The sequence below is a fragment of the Microbulbifer agarilyticus S89 genome, assembly GCF_000220505.1.
Lineage (GTDB): Bacteria > Pseudomonadota > Gammaproteobacteria > Pseudomonadales > Cellvibrionaceae > Microbulbifer > Microbulbifer agarilyticus_B.
Genome location: NZ_AFPJ01000025.1, coordinates 48136 through 64528, shown reverse-complemented (window position 1 = coordinate 64528; position 16393 = coordinate 48136). Strand labels below are relative to the sequence as shown.

The 16393-nt window shown below is 55.6% G+C and carries 15 protein-coding genes and 2 pseudogenes; 12 read left to right on the top strand and 5 right to left on the bottom strand.

Annotated elements, in window-relative coordinates; translation table 11 throughout:
• From AS89_RS0107540 to sucD, 5 genes and pseudogenes are all read left to right on the top strand, one after another.
• A pseudogene (locus AS89_RS0107540) lies at positions 1–472 on the top strand (2-oxoglutarate dehydrogenase E1 component); the annotation flags it as partial.
• An 82-nt stretch (positions 473–554) separates the two neighbouring features.
• On the top strand, positions 555–1745 hold the full coding sequence (odhB, locus tag AS89_RS0107535; RefSeq protein WP_010131886.1) for a 2-oxoglutarate dehydrogenase complex dihydrolipoyllysine-residue succinyltransferase: 1191 nt from the start codon (positions 555–557) through the stop codon (positions 1743–1745).
• Between the two features lie 170 nt (positions 1746–1915).
• Positions 1916–3355 carry a dihydrolipoyl dehydrogenase gene (gene lpdA, locus AS89_RS0107530; protein ID WP_010131885.1) on the top strand — a complete coding sequence of 480 codons (1440 nt, stop codon included), beginning with the start codon at positions 1916–1918 and terminating at the stop codon, positions 3353–3355.
• A 150-nt stretch (positions 3356–3505) separates the two neighbouring features.
• Positions 3506–4672 carry an ADP-forming succinate--CoA ligase subunit beta gene (sucC, locus tag AS89_RS0107525; RefSeq protein WP_010131884.1) on the top strand — a complete coding sequence of 389 codons (1167 nt, stop codon included), beginning with the start codon at positions 3506–3508 and terminating at the stop codon, positions 4670–4672.
• 2 nt (positions 4673–4674) lie between these two features.
• The gene (gene sucD / locus AS89_RS0107520; protein WP_010131883.1) at positions 4675–5547 is read left to right on the top strand and encodes a succinate--CoA ligase subunit alpha; all 873 of its coding nucleotides are present in this window, start codon (positions 4675–4677) and stop codon (positions 5545–5547) included.
• Between the two features lie 206 nt (positions 5548–5753).
• Here the strand turns inward: sucD and AS89_RS0107515 are convergent, their stop codons facing one another.
• A complete protein-coding gene (locus AS89_RS0107515) occupies positions 5754–6434 on the bottom strand; it encodes a flavin reductase family protein (RefSeq protein ID WP_010131882.1) in 681 nt (226 codons plus the stop codon).
• 8 nt (positions 6435–6442) lie between these two features.
• The gene (locus tag AS89_RS0107510; RefSeq protein WP_010131881.1) at positions 6443–6829 is read right to left on the bottom strand and encodes a thiol-disulfide oxidoreductase DCC family protein; all 387 of its coding nucleotides are present in this window, start codon (positions 6827–6829) and stop codon (positions 6443–6445) included.
• Positions 6830–7082: 253 nt separating this feature from the next.
• Here AS89_RS0107510 and AS89_RS18550 point away from each other — a divergent pair.
• From AS89_RS18550 to AS89_RS0107490, 5 genes and pseudogenes are all read left to right on the top strand, one after another.
• A pseudogene (locus AS89_RS18550) lies at positions 7083–7237 on the top strand (succinate--CoA ligase subunit alpha); the annotation flags it as partial.
• 393 nt (positions 7238–7630) lie between these two features.
• Positions 7631–7909: a hypothetical protein gene (locus AS89_RS0107505; protein ID WP_010131879.1), complete on the top strand. Its 279-nt coding sequence runs from the start codon at positions 7631–7633 to the stop codon at positions 7907–7909.
• Between the two features lie 152 nt (positions 7910–8061).
• A complete protein-coding gene (locus AS89_RS0107500) occupies positions 8062–8562 on the top strand; it encodes a hypothetical protein (protein WP_010131878.1) in 501 nt (166 codons plus the stop codon).
• 101 nt (positions 8563–8663) lie between these two features.
• A complete protein-coding gene (locus AS89_RS0107495; RefSeq protein ID WP_010131877.1) occupies positions 8664–8945 on the top strand; it encodes a hypothetical protein in 282 nt (93 codons plus the stop codon).
• 497 nt (positions 8946–9442) lie between these two features.
• Positions 9443–9754, top strand: coding sequence for a hypothetical protein (locus AS89_RS0107490; RefSeq protein ID WP_010131876.1), 312 nt, complete (start codon positions 9443–9445; stop codon positions 9752–9754).
• A gap of 39 nt (positions 9755–9793) precedes the next feature.
• On the opposite strand, the gene mnmH is transcribed toward AS89_RS0107490, so the two are convergent.
• Positions 9794–10906 (bottom strand): tRNA 2-selenouridine(34) synthase MnmH, encoded by a 1113-nt coding sequence (gene mnmH, locus AS89_RS0107485; protein WP_010131875.1) that lies wholly within the window; start codon positions 10904–10906, stop codon positions 9794–9796.
• Positions 10903–11970, bottom strand: a complete 1068-nt coding sequence (selD, locus tag AS89_RS0107480; protein WP_010131874.1) for a selenide, water dikinase SelD — start codon at positions 11968–11970, stop codon at positions 10903–10905. The genes mnmH and selD overlap by 4 nt, the downstream gene beginning before the upstream one ends.
• A 201-nt stretch (positions 11971–12171) precedes the next feature.
• Between selD and AS89_RS19050 the strand changes: the two genes are divergently transcribed.
• Positions 12172–14247: a protein-disulfide reductase DsbD family protein gene (locus AS89_RS19050; RefSeq protein ID WP_010131873.1), complete on the top strand. Its 2076-nt coding sequence runs from the start codon at positions 12172–12174 to the stop codon at positions 14245–14247.
• 52 nt (positions 14248–14299) lie between these two features.
• A complete protein-coding gene (locus tag AS89_RS0107470) occupies positions 14300–14917 on the top strand; it encodes a thioredoxin family protein (RefSeq protein ID WP_100169302.1) in 618 nt (205 codons plus the stop codon).
• A 100-nt stretch (positions 14918–15017) separates the two neighbouring features.
• Here the strand turns inward: AS89_RS0107470 and bioA are convergent, their stop codons facing one another.
• Positions 15018–16289, bottom strand: coding sequence for an adenosylmethionine--8-amino-7-oxononanoate transaminase (gene bioA, locus AS89_RS0107465; RefSeq protein WP_010131871.1), 1272 nt, complete (start codon positions 16287–16289; stop codon positions 15018–15020).
• Positions 16290–16393: the final 104 nt, after the last annotated feature.

Sequence of the window (16393 nt, the reverse complement as noted above, 5' to 3'; positions counted from 1 at the left end):
GTGGATTCTGCGTCACAAGCTCGCGACCTCTAGCCTGGATGAACTGGCCAACGGCCAGTTCCAGAACGTGATCCAGGATAACGGTGTGGATCCGGCGAAGGTGAAGCGTCTGATTATCTGCTCCGGTAAGGTTTACTACCACCTGCTGGAAGCGCGCATGGAGCGCGAGCAAGAAGACGTGGCTTTTGTGCGCTTGGAACAGCTGTACCCGTTCCCGGACGACGAGTTCCTGAGCGCGGTTTCCGCATTCAAGAACATCAAGAGCGTTGCCTGGTGTCAGGAAGAGCCCATGAATCAGGGCGCCTGGTACTCCAGCCAGCACCACTTGCGTCGCCTGCTGAAAGAAGCACATCCCAAGCTGGAACTGGAATATGTCGGCCGCGCGGCATCCGCTGCACCGGCGGCGGGTTACATGTCCACCCACTTGGAAGAACAGAATACGTTCATCAACGAGGCGCTGACTGTCAAATAAGGCAGCAGTACAACGAAAGAGCAGGATGTTGTGAGTGGCAGGTGCCGTTCCTCATCCTCGAAAATCTCAGGAAACAGGAACAATGACCATCGAGATTAAAGCGCCAACATTCCCGGAATCTGTTCAGGACGGCACCGTTGCCACCTGGCACAAACAACCGGGTGAAGCTGTGTCCCGCGATGAACTGATCGTGGATATCGAAACCGACAAAGTTGTGCTGGAAGTCGTTGCACCGGCTGACGGCGCCATTAGTGAAATTATCAAAGGCGAGGGCGACACCGTTCTCTCCAATGAAGTCATCGCCAAGTTCGAAGAAGGTGCTGGCGGCTCTGCCGAGGCAGCGCCAGCCGCAGAAGAAGCGCCGGCCGCCGAAGCTCCCGCTGCAGCGGATGAGAAAATTGCGATGCCGTCTGCCAAGAAAATGGCAGCGGAAAAAGGTGTTGACCTGGCGGGTGTTGAAGGCACCGGCAAAGGCGGTCGCGTACTGAAAGAAGACGTGATGAAGGCAGGCACTGCACCGGCTGCTGCCGCGCCGGCTGCTGCCGCGCAGGTAGAAGTTGCTGCGGGTGAGCGCGTTGAGAAGCGTGTGCCAATGACCCGTATGCGCAAGCGCATCGCCGAGCGCCTGCTCGACGCTTCCCAGTCCACTGCCATGCTCACTACCTTCAATGAAGTGAACATGAAGCCGATCATGGATCTGCGCAAGAACTACAAAGACCTGTTCGAGAAGACCCACAACGGCACTCGCCTGGGCTTTATGGGCTTCTTTGTAAAAGCAGCAGTAGAAGCGCTGAAGCGTTACTCCGCAGTGAACGCGTCCATCGATGGTAACGACATCGTATACCACGGTTACCAGGACATTGGTGTTGCGGTTTCCTCCCCGAAAGGCCTGGTAGTACCGATTCTGCGTAACGCAGAGAACATGGGCCTGGCGGATATGGAAAACAATATCCGTGACCTGGGCGTGCGCGCCCGTGACGGTAAGCTGTCTATTGACGAGATGACCGGTGGCACCTTCACCATCACCAACGGTGGTGTGTTTGGTTCCCTGCTGTCTACCCCGATCCTGAACCCACCGCAAACCGCCATCCTCGGTATGCACAAGATTCAGGAGCGCCCGATGGCGGTCAACGGCAAGGTAGAAATCCTGCCAATGATGTACCTGGCGCTGTCTTACGATCACCGCCTGATCGACGGTAAGGAAGCAGTTGGCTTCCTGGTTGCGATCAAAGAAATGATCGAAGACCCGGCGCGTATCCTGCTGGAAGTGTAAGCAGGTTAGATTTGGAGAAAGGGCGGCCCCAAGCGGTCGCCCGCACAATGAGCCAGCCGTTCGAGCTGGCATCAACGGCAACAAGACCGTCTCAGGGAAATCCGGGAAGAAACCCGGGCATGCGGTAACAATTCCGCATTCGTTGAATCCACTCAAATTTGGAACAGACCATGTCAGAAAAATTTGACGTAATCGTAATCGGCTCTGGCCCCGGTGGTTATGTTGCAGCTATTCGTGCAGCCCAGCTGGGCCTGAAGACTGCCTGTGTTGAAAAATGGGTAAACAAAGATGGCAAGACCGTTAATGGCGGTACCTGCCTGAACGTTGGTTGTATTCCTTCCAAGGCGCTGCTGGACAGCTCCTGGAAGTACCACGAAGCCAAAGACGATTTCGACATCCACGGTATCGAAGCCAAGGTCAAAATTGACGTTAAGAAAATGATCGGCCGCAAGGACGACATCGTTAAGAAGCTTACCGGTGGTGTTGCCGGCCTGTTTATGGCCAACAAGGTGACCTCCATTGAAGGTACCGGCAAGCTGCTTGCGGGCAAGAAAGTTGAAGTGACCGACCACAACGGCAAGAGCACTACCTACGAAGCAGAAAATATTATTCTGGCTTCCGGTTCTGTTCCGGTAAACATCCCGCCGGCGCCTGTGGATAACAAGATCATTGTTGATTCCACCGGTGCACTGGAATTCACCCAAGTACCCAAGCGTCTGGGTGTGATCGGTGCTGGTGTTATTGGCCTGGAACTGGGCTCTGTGTGGAACCGTCTGGGTTCCGACGTGGTGGTTCTGGAAGCCCTGGATAGCTTCCTCGCGATCATGGACCAGCAAATCGCCAAAGAATCCCAGAAGATCTTCAAGAAGCAGGGTCTCGACATCCGCCTGTCCTGCCGTGTAACCGGCACCGAAGTGAAAGGTAAAGAAGTTGTCGTTACCTATCAGGACAAAGATGGCAAAGAGCACCAGGAAACCTTCGACAAGCTGATCGTATGTGTGGGCCGTCGTCCGTACACCGAAGGCCTGCTGTCTGAAGACGCTGGCGTGAAACTGGATGAGCGTGGCTTCATCTACGTAAACGACCTGTGCATGACCTCTGCGCCGGGCGTATGGGCCGTGGGCGACGTGGTGCGTGGCCCGATGCTAGCGCACAAAGCCTCTGAAGAGGGCGTAGTGGTTGCCGAGCGCATCGCCGGCCAGAAGCCGATGATGAACTACGACGTGATCCCGAACGTGATCTACACCCACCCGGAAATCGCTGCGGTAGGCCGCACCGAAGAACAGGTGAAAGCCGACGGCGAGCCCTACAATGTGGGCGTATTCCCGTTTGCTGCTTCCGGCCGCGCCATGGCAGCCAACGATACCCACGGTATGGTGAAAATCATCGCGCACGCGGAAACCGACCGCGTACTGGGTGCACATATTGTTGGCCCGTCTGCTGCTGACCTGGTTCAGCAAGTAGCGATCGCCATGGAGTTCGGCTCCAGCGCAGAAGACATCGGCATGACCGTATTCGGCCACCCGACCCTGTCTGAAGCGGTGAAAGAAGCTGCGCTTGCTGCGAACGGTCACGCGATCCATATCGCAAACCGTAAAAAGCGTAAGTAAGCGACGTGATATTTCGGGGCGGCTATAACAGCCGCCCCGGTTTCATTTCAGGGCTCTGGTTTTGCAAACAGGCAGCACCAGAGCGCTGTGTAAAGGTGCAGAGTAATCTGCAATTGGTAAACACATTTCAAATGTGAATTGGTATTGACTATGAACTTGCATGAGTATCAGGGCAAACAACTGTTTGCAGCATACGGATTGCCGGTTTCCCAAGGCATTGCAGCGGAAACCCCGGCAGCAGCAGCAGCGGCAGCAGACGAAATCGGCGGCGACAAGTGGGTTGTTAAAGCCCAGGTACACGCTGGTGGCCGCGGTAAAGCGGGCGGCGTAAAGCTGGTGGACTCCAAAGCGGAAATTGAAGAATTCGCGAAGAAGTGGCTGGGTAACAACCTGGTAACTTATCAGACAGACGAAAACGGCCAGCCGGTTTCCCGCATCCTCGTAGAAAGCTGCACCGACATCGACCAGGAACTGTACCTGGGTGCGGTGATGGATCGTGCTACCCGTCGCATCGTTTTCATGGCCTCCACCGAAGGCGGTGTTGAGATCGAGAAAGTTGCGGAAGAGACTCCGGAAAAAATCCTGAAAGCCATCATCGACCCACTGGTAGGCGCACAGCCTTACCAGGGCCGTGAACTGGCGTTCAAACTGGGCCTCGAAGGCGACCAGATCAAGCAGTTCACCAAGATCTTCCTGGGTCTGGCGAAAATGTTTGAAGAAAAAGACCTGGCCCTGCTGGAAATCAACCCGCTGGTCATCACGCCAGAGAAGAACCTGCACTGCCTGGACGCCAAGATCGTTATCGATAGCAACGCGCTGTACCGTCACCCGGACCTGCGTGAAATGCACGACCCGTCTCAGGAAGACGAGCGCGAAGCACACGCAGCCAAGTGGGACCTCAACTATGTAGCACTGGATGGCAACATCGGCTGCATGGTAAACGGTGCTGGCCTGGCCATGGGTACCATGGACATCGTCAACCTGCACGGCGGCAAGCCGGCTAACTTCCTGGACGTTGGCGGCGGCGCGACCAAAGAACGCGTTGTTGAAGCGTTCAAAATCATCCTGTCCGACGAGAACGTAAAAGCCGTTCTGATCAACATCTTCGGCGGCATCGTTCGCTGCGACATGATCGCAGAAGGCGTAATCGGCGCAGTGAAAGAAGTGGGCGTTACTATCCCGGTTGTTGTGCGCCTCGAAGGTAACAACGCAGACCTGGGTGCCAAGGTCCTGAGCGACAGCGGCCTGAACATCATCGCTGCCACCAGCCTGACCGACGCGGCAGAGCAAGTGGTTAAAGCTGCGGAGGGTAAATAATCATGTCAGTACTGATTAACAAAGACACTAAAGTCATCTGTCAGGGCTTCACCGGCTCCCAGGGTACTTTCCACTCCGAGCAGGCTATCGAGTACGGTACAAAAATGGTCGGTGGTGTAACCCCGGGCAAAGGCGGCCAGACTCACCTGGGCCTGCCGGTTTTCAATACCGTAAAAGAAGCCGTAGAAGCGACTGGTGCGGAAGCTTCCGTAATCTATGTACCGGCGCCTTTCTGTAAGGATTCCATCCTGGAAGCGGCCAACGGCGGCATCAAGCTGATCGTGTGCATCACTGAAGGCATTCCTACCATGGACATGCTGCAGGCCAAGGTTAAGTGTGACGAGCTGGGCGTGCGCCTGATCGGCCCGAACTGCCCGGGTGTTATCACTCCGGGTGAATGTAAGATCGGCATCATGCCTGGTCACATTCACAAGCCGGGCAAAGTGGGTATCGTATCCCGCTCCGGTACCCTGACTTATGAAGCCGTTAAGCAGACTACTGACCACGGTTTCGGCCAGTCTACCTGTGTAGGTATCGGTGGCGATCCCATCCCGGGCTCCAATTTCATCGATATTCTGGAAATGTTCCAGAACGACCCGCAGACCGAAGCCATTGTAATGATCGGCGAGATCGGCGGTTCCGCTGAAGAAGAAGCGGCCGCTTACATCAAGGAAAACGTCACCAAGCCAGTGGTTTCCTACATCGCTGGTGTAACCGCTCCTCCCGGAAAGCGCATGGGCCATGCCGGTGCGATCATCTCCGGTGGTAAAGGTACCGCGGACGAGAAATTTGCTGCTCTGGAAGACGCCGGTGTTAAAACCGTTCGCTCCCTGGCGCAGATCGGCGACGCACTGAAGGAAGTAACTGGCTGGTAATCAGCAAGTTCCTTTCTGATAAAAAAAGCCACCTTCGGGTGGCTTTTTTTATGTCCGCAGAATTATCCAAGATAGGAAGAAGCAGCGTTGAAACCGGGAGAGTCCACGATGAAGTTCATGCACTCCATGACCATAGGAATCCTCTTTGCGTGGCACCAACCGCCTCCACACAGGCGCAAATCCGCGCTTGCCTTGTGCTGGCCTGCTCAGGGCTTATCGATACGGCGCGGTGCCAGGCCTGGCTTGGCGTAGCTGAGGCGGCCGAGGCGCTCGGTGCGGTGGTAGCTGTCGAGGCCACTGACCGCGAGTGTGCCCAGCGCCTCAATGTCGATATAGCCATCTTCTGCTATTGCAGCGTCGCACACCTGCAGTTCGGCAATGCGGCCGATCACCATCACAGTACTGTTGATCTCAAGGCGTGTGCGTTCCACCACCTCACAAGCAAAGCGCAGCCGGCTTTCCGCCACGTAGGGCGCCGGGCAAATCTCGCTTGGTATAGGGGTGAGCTGTACTTCCTGGAATTCCGAGATGCCGCGCGGGTACCGCGCAGAGGTCTGGTGGGCGCGCTCCCAGATATCGTCGTTGACCTGGTTGACGGTAAACCAGCCGCTGTCTGTCAGGTTATCGAGGGTATGCCGTTCCACCGAGTCAGGACGGTTGATAAAGGCCACCAGCGGCGGGTTCGCGCCCAGATGTACCACTGAGCTGACAATGGCGAGGTTAGTGTGGCCCCCGGCATCTGCGGTGCCAATCAGATTGGCGCTCTTAAAGCCCGACAGGCTGTTGATAAGGTTGACCCGGTAGCGCTGCTCCAGCTGTTCCAGTTGGCCGCTGCGCAATTGCCTTAAGGGCCCCAGTTCGATCGGTTCCGGTTTGCTCGTTTTCATCAGTGTCTCTAGTCCATTCGACAGTCGTCATTGTCACAACGCGCCTTGCCGGTCAGCAGCCGCGCGAGGCTGTGCCGGTGGCGCGCGAACAGGCCATACACCAGTGGGCTGAGCCGGCGTATGCCGGGCCACTTCAGCCAGCGTACCCAGTGACCCTTGCCGACCTGCTCCCACGCCTCCACCGTGACTTCGTAGCCGCTGACGATGCGCCCGTCTGCCAGCTGCCCATGCAGTACTGCCATCGCGGCGTCCGGGTCTACTTCGGGGTAGTCCTCGCGGAAGGACTCACTGTTGATATCCACAAAGCGCACCCGTCCCTCGGTATTCCAGCGCCGCAGGTGTGCGATTTCTTTCATGCATAGCGGGCAGCGCCCGTCGTAGAACATGGTAAACATAAGCAGGCACTCGTGTGGTGGCTTGGCTGGTCCAGCAATTGTCGCGACTGCCGTCCGCCTGCATCCGGCACTGCACCCTGGCCGACTAGACTTTGCAGGCGTGGCAAGGCCGTAACTGACACCAGGCTGTAGTTTCTATGATATCCAACCGGGCAACAGGCAACGATGAAACTATCCCTATTCTTCCTGCTGGCGCTAGCGCTGGCAAGCGCGGCGCACACGGCGAAGAGATCATTCCCAATACCGGCCAGTTCCTCCCGGAAAGCGCGTGGGCCACGCCGGTGCGATCATCTCCGGTGGTAAAGGTACCGCGATGACAAGTTCGCTGCCCTGGAATACGCCGGTGTGAAAACATTTAGCTGCCTGGCGCAGATCGGCGACGTATTGAAGGAAGTAACTGGCTGGTAATCAGCAAGGTTCTTCCTGCTAAAAAAGCCACCTTCGGGTGGCTTTTTTATGCCTGTAGAAACCACTAATCTCGTATATTTCATGTAAAAGTTTCCCAAACTCCACCGTGTTCAGCAGCCTATGGCGTGTGTTCCCGGATTGGAGTAGGCTAACTCATTGATTTATATGGTTATGCGCAAAAATATAAGAGCCATTTAAATTCGAAGAGCAATACACACAGGTTTCTTTTGACGTTTTTGTTCAACGTTTATTGCACGCTAAATGCCTGATTTTATAAGGATTATTTTGGATGGCATATACTGCATCTCAGGAGCAAAAGCCATTTGTAACAAATGACCTGGGCCAATGAATAAAACTGTTATGTTTCAGCAGTGCAGAACCAAGGAATAGTAAATGTTTGGATATAAGAATCTAAAAAGCGAAAATCTTAAGCCACTACTGGCGGTCATCAAAGTTCTGCATTTCAGTTCAATTTTTGTTCTTGCTCTTGTCCCGATCAGCATAATTCCTGGAATTTATTTAGGATTCTCCGCAACATCTATACTTTCGCTCGCTGTTTACGCGGTCTTTGGAGTGATTCTGGCTGGTTTACTAGCCTCTCTAGTCGCTTTTGAAGAGAGCTATCGGCAAAGAACCGTACATTTAGGGGCCACGCACAGAGATCAAACATAACAATCACGGGCGGAGGAGCTCCGGCCCTTCGGGCCTCCGCGGGACGGCTTACCTTATGCACTTTTTGCGCGGTCGCTTCGCTCCCATTTTTGCGCAAAAAGCGCGTAAGGTAATCCGCCCCTGCCGTGGGCGTTACATTTCTTGGGGGTTACATGAAAAAATTCTGCATCATACTATCTTTTCTGATTTTTCCGGTCAGCGGGTGGGCAAAGTCTTTTGATATTTCTCTGCTTGAGCTGTCAAGCGATCTAGTGCAGAGTGAAGACTTTCGAAGTTACACTAGTAACTACTTTTCAGTTTATAAAGGTGCATATTTTTTTGATGCGCCAGTTCATGAGCAGGCATTGGTAGGTCTCGGCGGTCCGCCCGGTCGCGTCAAGAAAATGGAAAGTGGTGATTACTTTGTTTCTGGATGCAGGGCTCACTCTTGCAAAGAAAAGGTCGCGTATGTGGCAGATGGTGAAGAGAGTCTATTTGGGTTTATCAGCTACTTCTGTCCTTCAAGTGAAGGCAAGTTAAAATACACAGAGATTGGCTGCTTGATCATATTCCCTGAGGTCGAAACTCTTAATGAAAAATTAAAGCGTTCTCTCAAGTCATGGGCCAAGAGTCACTTGAATCATGAATCGAACTACGTAGCGAAAGCAATGTAGCAAGTCAATGAGCTGCGCGCCTGCGGCGCCGGACAGCCTACGCTTTGCGTAGGCTGTCGGTTATTGACGCGTTATGTATTCGTACTTATCAAGGAAGAAGAATGAAAAAATTAGTCACAATTTTCCCGATTTGGCTATGCGCCTTCGTTGGCTCGGTGAGCGCCCAGACCCAAATGCCGCCGCCACCTAGCGTCGGTCCAAATATGAAAGTACTGGTTCCTATGCTGAAAGCTCAGCTAGAAGCACTCAGTAGCCCAGAGCTTTTAGAAGCTCAATCCAAATACTACAGAGAGCTTTATTTATCTCTTAAAAAACAAGGTTTTACTGACGAGCAGGCAATGCAGCTGTTAGTGGCCTTAGCGTCATCCGGGAACTCCAAGTAAGTGCCACGTCAATACATAACAAGCACAGGTAATGAAGCGTCGGCCCCTTGGGCCTCTGCGGGACGTATTACCTTGTGCATCTTTTGCGCAGGTCACTTTGCCCCCATTTTTGCGCAAAACCTGCAAAAGGTAATTCGCCCCTGCTGTGGGCGTTATGAGCCTGGTAATGACGATTAAACGTGAAAAATAAAACACGAAAAATTCACGTAAACGGAAATGACTATATCTGGATTTGTGGCGAAGTATTGTGGCCAGTACATTTGCTACGTGTTTGGTGTGCAGGGCAAAAGAAGGCGCCTTGGTCTGAGCTGGAATTTGAAGTTCCTATTGTCGTTACACCGAAAATAGTCGCGGAAACTATTAAAAAGCTAGAGCTAAGTAAAGGTAGGCCGGTCACAGTCGATTCCAGAGTTGCTCTGAAATGGAACTCAGCTGAACAATGCGTGGCAATATAGCTCATAGCAAGTGACTGCAGCGTGAATAAAATGAAGGAACACATGAATATCACTATTGGTCTGCTGGCGGTGTTTTTATCAATAGCGGCGTATTATTTGGGCGCCGCTGCATTCACCCCAGCTGTGCTCTTGACCGCTGTCTCTGCGCCTTTGATCATCTATTTATTGCTGGTGAAATACTGGCGGCTTGGCCTGTTAGCACTCTATTTTTCAGTATTCGCGGTGCTCACGTCGCCTGCAGTTGGTTTAACCCTTTTTACATCAGATGCGGTATTTCTTGGCGTGGCTCTGGTTGGCTTGGCGTTGGCAGCGGCTTTTGGGTTTACCTGGCTCCGCAGCTCCAAAACCTCTTAACATTTCGGGCAATGGGTCTGCGGCCATAGTGCGCCGACGTTACGTTGACGCGTGTTCCCGTAGGTACTCCACCACTTCCCGCTGCGTACCGCGAAACGCAATGCGCTCCGCATTTTTTTCAATTTGGTAGTCATACATTGGGTCGTAGTAGTCTCGCAGCAGGCTACTGATCCAGTCGCGGTGGCGGTCGACATTGCCGGTGGCTACCTGTTGCTCGAGAGCCTGTGCCATCGTGTTCGCTAGCTGCCTATATCGTTCTCCACCAAGACGTTTGGTGATATTGGCCAGGTTTTGCTGAAGCGACGTGGCAAATATTGCCGGGCCCTGATCCTCGCCATGTTTGCTGACAAACTCCGCACACAGGTCGATGACATAGTCTTTAAGGATACGCTCAACTCGGCTCTCGAACACATCATCCAGCCATACGAGCGGATAGCTGCGCATTTGCTGATGTAATGAGAAGGGCACGGAGCAGCGACCGATCAAGCGGCTTTCATCTTCCAGCACGAAGTGGTACTGGCCTGCCGCGCGGCGCTTTAAAAAGTCGATAGCCAGGGCATTCTCGAAGCCGATCTGCGACGGTTGTGGTGTAGCGCGTTTTCCGAAGGTGGAGCCGCGGTGGTTGGCATGTTTCTCCAGGTCTACCGCGTTGGCGAGCACGTTGAGCACTTCGGTTTTGCCGGTGCCAGTCATACCGCCCACGAGGGTAAACTGACATTCGCTGACGGCACTTTCTATTTCATTGAGCAGGAAGGTACGCATAGCTTTGTAACCGCCCTGTATTCGCGGGTAATCGACGCCCGCTTCCTGCAGCCACTGCTGGCTAATCTGTGAGCGCAGACCTCCGCGGAAACAAAACAGGTAGCCCTGCGGATGCTTGTGGGCGAATTCCGCCCAGACGTGCACCCGTTCTTCTTTGATCGTGCCGCTTACCAGCTGGTGTCCCAGCTTTATGGCTGCGTCCTGGCCCTGTTGTTTATAACAGGTGCCGACCTTTTGCCGCTCTGCGTCGGTCATCAACGGCAGGCTGGTGGCACAGGGGAAGGAGCCCTTATTGAATTCAAGCGGGGCACGGGTGTCGATCAGCGGCCGATCGCTGAGAAAGATTTCCCGGTAATCTTTGCTGTCTGGTCTGCTTTGGGCGCCACTCATTCCACAATCACCGCAGGGCCATGCTGTGCTCCCTCAGGGTGTGGTGCTATCAGTTCACCAATTGGTTGCAGCTCCAGCCCAAACTCCGCGGCGGCGGCGAGAAACTCCGCTTCCTGCTGCGGCGCCACCGCAACTAACAAACCACCACTGGTTTGAGGGTCGGCAAGGAGCTGTTTTTGGTTTGCGTTCGCGAGACTCACCCGGTGACCGTAACTGTCAAAGTTGCGTTCAGTACCGCCAGGTACACAGCCCTGCTGTAGGTAGTGGTCGACCCCAGCGATACGCGGCACTGCATCAAAGCGAATACGCGCGGTGAGGCCACTGCCATCGGCCATTTCCACCAGATGGCCAAGCAGGCCAAAGCCGGTGACGTCGGTCATTGCGCTGACGGCATCCATGCGTGCGAAGCGGCTGCCCGGGCGGTTCAGGGTGCACATAAGGTCACGGGCTGTGCCGGCATCTTCGGGGCGCAGTTTTTCCTGCTTTTCCGCGGTGGTCAGAATGCCAATGCCCAGTGGTTTGGTAAGGAACAGTTTGTCGCCGGCGCGGGCGCTGTCGTTGCGCTTCAGGCGCTGCTTTTTCACAACCCCGGTCACTGCCAAGCCGAAGATGGGCTCTGGCGCATCAATGGAGTGGCCGCCGGCCAACGGGATGCCGGCATCGGCACATACCGCGCGGCCGCCGCGAATCACCTCGCGCGCCACCTCAGGTGGCAGCAGGTTTACCGGCCAGCCAAGGATGGCGATGGCCATCAGCGGGTCGGCGCCCATGGCGTAGATGTCGCTGATGGCGTTGGTCGCGGCGATACGCCCAAAATCGTAGGGGTCATCTACGATGGGCATAAAGAAATCGGTGGTCGAAACTACGCCCAGCTGCCCATCCAGACCGTATACCGCGGCGTCGTCCCGTGAGTGGTTGCCAACCCACAGGTTCGGGTCCATCTGTGGCGCATCGCTATCGGCGAGAATCTTGTCGAGTACCGCGGGCGAGATCTTGCAGCCGCAGCCAGCGCCATGACTGTACTGGGTGAGGCGCACTGGGGTTGATTGTGTGGGATTGCTCATGGGGGCTCCGGGAGTTGCGTGGCGGCAATTTTACCAGCGGCGGCCTGCGGAAGCATGTACTCGCTGTTGATCCTTTCCCTGACACCTTCTGTCGAGACTGGGAGCCAGGGGCTTGCGGAGGTGTAGGCAATCCATTTAGATAGTTGGTCAGTATAAATAGGATCCGGTCCGCCGGGTTACCACGGTAAGTTGGAGTTACATTTGTTGCTTTCGAGTTTTAACCGCACTGTTTTCCTGGCCTTTCTGCTACTGATGGCCTGCTGGAGTGGTTTGTCTACCGCTCAGGAAACCGCCAGTGGCGACCACGTCAAGGTGCGATGGCTGGTGCCTGACACCTTTGGCCCGGGTGCCGAGACTATTGGTTTTTACTTTGAGGTGGACCCTGGCTGGCATGTGTACTGGCGCAATGCCGGGGATTCCGGAGCCGCGCCGCGCTTTGATTTTGCCGGTGCCACCGGTGAGGTGGGTCCTATCCAATGGCCATTCCCGGTACGCCTGCCCATCGAGCACCTGACCAACCTCGGTTACGAGGGCGATGTCGCCTATTTGTTTGAGGTGACCCCAGACGCTGCTGCGATGGATATTGTGGTGAATCTGGAGTGGCTGGTGTGCAAGGTAGATTGCATTCCCGGCTACGGCATCATGACCCTGTCGCGGCCTGTGGGCACCGCAGCCGACTGGCAGCCGCAGGAAAAGCAGCTGCGGGACCGCTTCCTGGCGATGGTCCCGGCTGAGGCCACTGCGGAGAATTTTCCCTGGCAGGTAGCGGCGGTTACCGCTTCACCACAAGCCGACACCCTTCAGCTTGAGCTGGCGCCGCGGGACGCGGGAGCAGAGCTGTCCTCTCCGGATGTCTTTCCACTCGACGGCGGGTTGCTGACGGCAAAAGCGCCAGAGGTGGCGCAGGCCGGTGACAACATTCGCTATACCTTTGAGCGAGTGCCCGGCGCGCCCATGCCTCCAACCACCGGCTTTGTCGTGAGCGACGGCGAGCGGGCCTGGCAGCTGGACGATGAGGAAATTCGGGCCGGTGCGGCGAATGCGGCCGGTGCTGTGGCTTCCGCGACTGGGCCAGCAAACACGCAACCTCTGTGGCTGCTGGTACTGGCCGCCATTGCTGGCGGTGCAATCCTGAACCTGATGCCGTGCGTATTCCCGGTACTCTCGATCAAGCTGTTCAGTTTGGCCGGGCACGATGGCCAGGCGGCGCATCGCGTGAAGGAGGGGCTACGCTATGCTGCTGGGGTGCTGGTGACCTTTGCTGCACTCGGTGCACTGTTACTGGTATTGCGCGCAGGCGGTTCGGCCATTGGCTGGGGTTTCCAGCTGCAATCGGCATCGGTGGTGCTGGGATTGATTCTGCTGTTCTGGGTGATGGCCTTGTCCTTCAGCGGCCTGTATGAATTTGGCCATCACCTGATGAATGTGGCAGGGCGCAGCCGCGGCGGTAGTTTTGCAACCGGTGTGCTGGCGGTGTTTGTCGCGGCTCCCTGTACCGGCCCCTTTATGGGCGCGGCTCTGGGTGCCGCTACCTTGCTGCCGGCATACAGTGCCATGGCGATCTTCCTCGGCCTGGGTATCGGCCTGGCACTGCCATTTGTGCTGCTGTGCGTGTTCCCGGCGCTGCTGAACCGCTTACCCGCACCGGGCCCGTGGATGGAAACTCTACGTCAGGCGCTGGCTTTCCCACTCTATGCCACTGTGATTTGGCTGTTGTGGGTACTGGGGCGTTTGGTAGGCGAGAGCGGTTGGCTGATCGGCGCAATGCTGATGCTGGTGATCGTGTTCGCCTTCTGGTTAGGGCGCCACGCATTCCGCGGTAGCCGCTGGTTGGCCTGGGGGCTGGTGCTGGCAGCGCTCGTGGCAAGCTTCAGCGCGGCAAACCGCCTGCAGGAGCAGGGCGTTGCCAGTGGTAGCGTGCAGCAGCAAGACGTGACAGCGGGATGGCAGCCCTATGACCGCAATGCCATTGGTCAGGCGCTGGCGCGTGGGCAGGCGGTATTTATTGATTACACCGCGGCCTGGTGCATTACCTGTCAGGTGAATAAAAAACTGGTGCTGGATACGGCGGAAGTTGCCGACCTGTTCCGCAAAAATGATGTCTATCTGGTGCGCGCCGACTGGACCAATCAAGACCCGGAAATTACCCGTGCACTGGGCGAGTTGGGGCGCAACTCGGTACCGGTGTATGCCTGGTACCCGGCGGGTGAGCGAACGCCGGTACTGCTGCCGCAGATTTTGCAGGTCAGCATGATCAAAGATTTATTTAGTGAGTAGTAACCCGGAACACTGTAACCAAAGAGGATGCACTGTCGTGATGAAACAAGGTATGCGTAGTAAACGTTCGATTGCTAAATTCCTGGGCAGCGCCGTGCTGTTTGCTCTGCCAACGTTGGCCCTGGCGGCTGCGGTGCCGGGTGAGAGGGCGCCGGCATTTAGCGAAGTGGATGCCGCTGGCAAAACCCACAAGCTGAAGGATTATGAAGGCCAGTGGCTGGTGCTGGAGTGGTTTAACAAAGACTGCCCTTACGTGAAAAAGCACTACGGTAGCGGCAACATGCAGGCGCTGCAGAAAAAGTACGCGGACGCAGATATCAATTGGTTGACCGTGATTTCTTCGGCAAAGGGCAAGCAGGGCTATCTTGAGCCGGCCGAGGCGCTGGATGTGGCGAAGAACCACAAGTTGGAAGCGAGTGCACCGTTCCTGCTCGATAGCGATGGCAGCATGGGCCGTGCTTATGGCGCCAAGACCACGCCGCATATGTTTATCATCAATCCGGAAGGCGAAGTAGTCTACGCCGGTGCCATCGATGATAACGATTCAGCGAACCCGGCCGTGATCCCGGATTCCGCCAACTACGTGGCGGCGGCTCTGGATGCGTCACTGGCGGGCAAGGCCATTGAGGTGGCTTCCTCGCGCGCGTATGGCTGCAGTGTAAAATACTGATTTACAGCCGTAGTTCGTAGTTAGAAAAAAGGCGCTGCCGTATTCCGGCAGCGCCTTTTTTTATGGGGATTTTATGCGGACTAAATATTTGCGACTCGACTTATAGCTCGGACAGCGATTTATTCATGGCACCGGTCAATTGTGTAAGCTCTTCAGAACTGATCACGTAAGGTGGCATGGTGTAAACCAGCTTGCCGAATGGGCGCAACCACACACCTTGCTCGATCAGGCTCTCCTGCAGCGTTTTGTTATCCACAGGCTGCTGCATTTCCACCACGCCAATCGCGCCCAATGTGCGTACGTCGGCAACGCCTGGAGCATCTTTTAACGGCGCGAGTTCATGTTGCAGCTGCTGTTCAATATCGCGAACACGCTGTTTCCAGTCGCTTTTGAGCAATAGTTCGATATTGGCATTGGCCACGGCGCAGGCCATGGGGTTACCCATAAACGTAGGGCCGTGCATAAATACGCCGGCCTCACCGGTGCAAATGCCGTTGGCAACTTTATCGGTGCACAGGGTGGCGGCCAGGGTGAGTACACCACCGGTCAGGGTTTTACCCAGGGTGAGGATGTCGGGTGAGATCTCTGCGTGTTCACAGGCAAACAGTTTGCCGGTGCGGCCAAAGCCGGTGGCAATTTCATCGGCGATCAGCAGCACATCATACTGGTCGCACAGTGCGCGGACGCGTTGCAGGTATTCTGGCGAATAGAAACGCATGCCGCCTGCGCCCTGCACGATGGGCTCGAGAATGACGGCCGCGAGACTCTCGTGATTCTGTTCGATCAGCTGTTGTATTTCTGCGGTGTCGCTGTCCGCGCATGGCTCACCGAACTTTGGTGTTGGGGCCGGGGAAAACAGATGCTGGGGCAGCAGTTTGGCAAACAGGTGGTGCATGCCGGTGACCGGGTCGCAGGTGGCCATGGCGCCGAAGGTGTCGCCGTGGTAGCCGTTGCGCAGTGCCAGCAATTTACTTTTTTCTGGCTTGCCCTGGGAATGCCAGTATTGCAGCGCCATTTTGATGGCGACTTCGATGGAGACGGAACCGGAGTCGGACAGGAAGACTTTTTGCAGTGGTTCCGGGGTGAGCGCCACGAGCTTTTTGCACAGTTCGATTGCGGGCTCATGGGTGAGGCCACCAAACATGACGTGACTCATTTTTTCCATCTGGGCCTGCATGGCGGTGTTCAGTTCGGGAACGTTATAGCCGTGCAGGGTGCTCCACCAGGAACTCATTCCATCAATTAATCCGCGGCCGTCTTCCAGATAAATGCGGACGCCTTCGGCGCGAGCGATTGGGTAGACAGGTGGTGGGTTGATCAGGGAGGAGTAGGGGTGCCAGACGTGCTGCTTGTCGAATTCGAGATCGATCATTTTTGTGCTTTGAATATCTTATGTGGCGGTAGTGAGCGGGGATGCATTTTCAGAACCGCTATAAATACATCCCTGTAAGCTGCGTCGGCGACGTCCATGTCGCC

Bases quoted from the DNA above. Each gene is read 5' to 3' on its own strand.
- odhB (WP_010131886.1), top strand. From the start codon at position 555: ATGACCATCGAGATTAAAGCGCCAACATTCCCGGAATCTGTTCAGGAC.
- lpdA (WP_010131885.1), top strand. From the start codon at position 1,916: ATGTCAGAAAAATTTGACGTAATCGTAATCGGCTCTGGCCCCGGTGGT.
- sucC (WP_010131884.1), top strand. From the start codon at position 3,506: ATGAACTTGCATGAGTATCAGGGCAAACAACTGTTTGCAGCATACGGA.
- sucD (WP_010131883.1), top strand. From the start codon at position 4,675: ATGTCAGTACTGATTAACAAAGACACTAAAGTCATCTGTCAGGGCTTC.
- AS89_RS0107515 (WP_010131882.1), bottom strand. From the start codon at position 6,434: ATGAAAACGAGCAAACCGGAACCGATCGAACTGGGGCCCTTAAGGCAA.
- AS89_RS0107510 (WP_010131881.1), bottom strand. From the start codon at position 6,829: ATGTTTACCATGTTCTACGACGGGCGCTGCCCGCTATGCATGAAAGAA.
- AS89_RS0107505 (WP_010131879.1), top strand. From the start codon at position 7,631: ATGTTTGGATATAAGAATCTAAAAAGCGAAAATCTTAAGCCACTACTG.
- AS89_RS0107500 (WP_010131878.1), top strand. From the start codon at position 8,062: ATGAAAAAATTCTGCATCATACTATCTTTTCTGATTTTTCCGGTCAGC.
- AS89_RS0107495 (WP_010131877.1), top strand. From the start codon at position 8,664: ATGAAAAAATTAGTCACAATTTTCCCGATTTGGCTATGCGCCTTCGTT.
- AS89_RS0107490 (WP_010131876.1), top strand. From the start codon at position 9,443: ATGAATATCACTATTGGTCTGCTGGCGGTGTTTTTATCAATAGCGGCG.
- mnmH (WP_010131875.1), bottom strand. From the start codon at position 10,906: ATGAGTGGCGCCCAAAGCAGACCAGACAGCAAAGATTACCGGGAAATC.
- selD (WP_010131874.1), bottom strand. From the start codon at position 11,970: ATGAGCAATCCCACACAATCAACCCCAGTGCGCCTCACCCAGTACAGT.
- AS89_RS0107470 (WP_100169302.1), top strand. From the start codon at position 14,300: ATGCGTAGTAAACGTTCGATTGCTAAATTCCTGGGCAGCGCCGTGCTG.
- bioA (WP_010131871.1), bottom strand. From the start codon at position 16,289: ATGATCGATCTCGAATTCGACAAGCAGCACGTCTGGCACCCCTACTCC.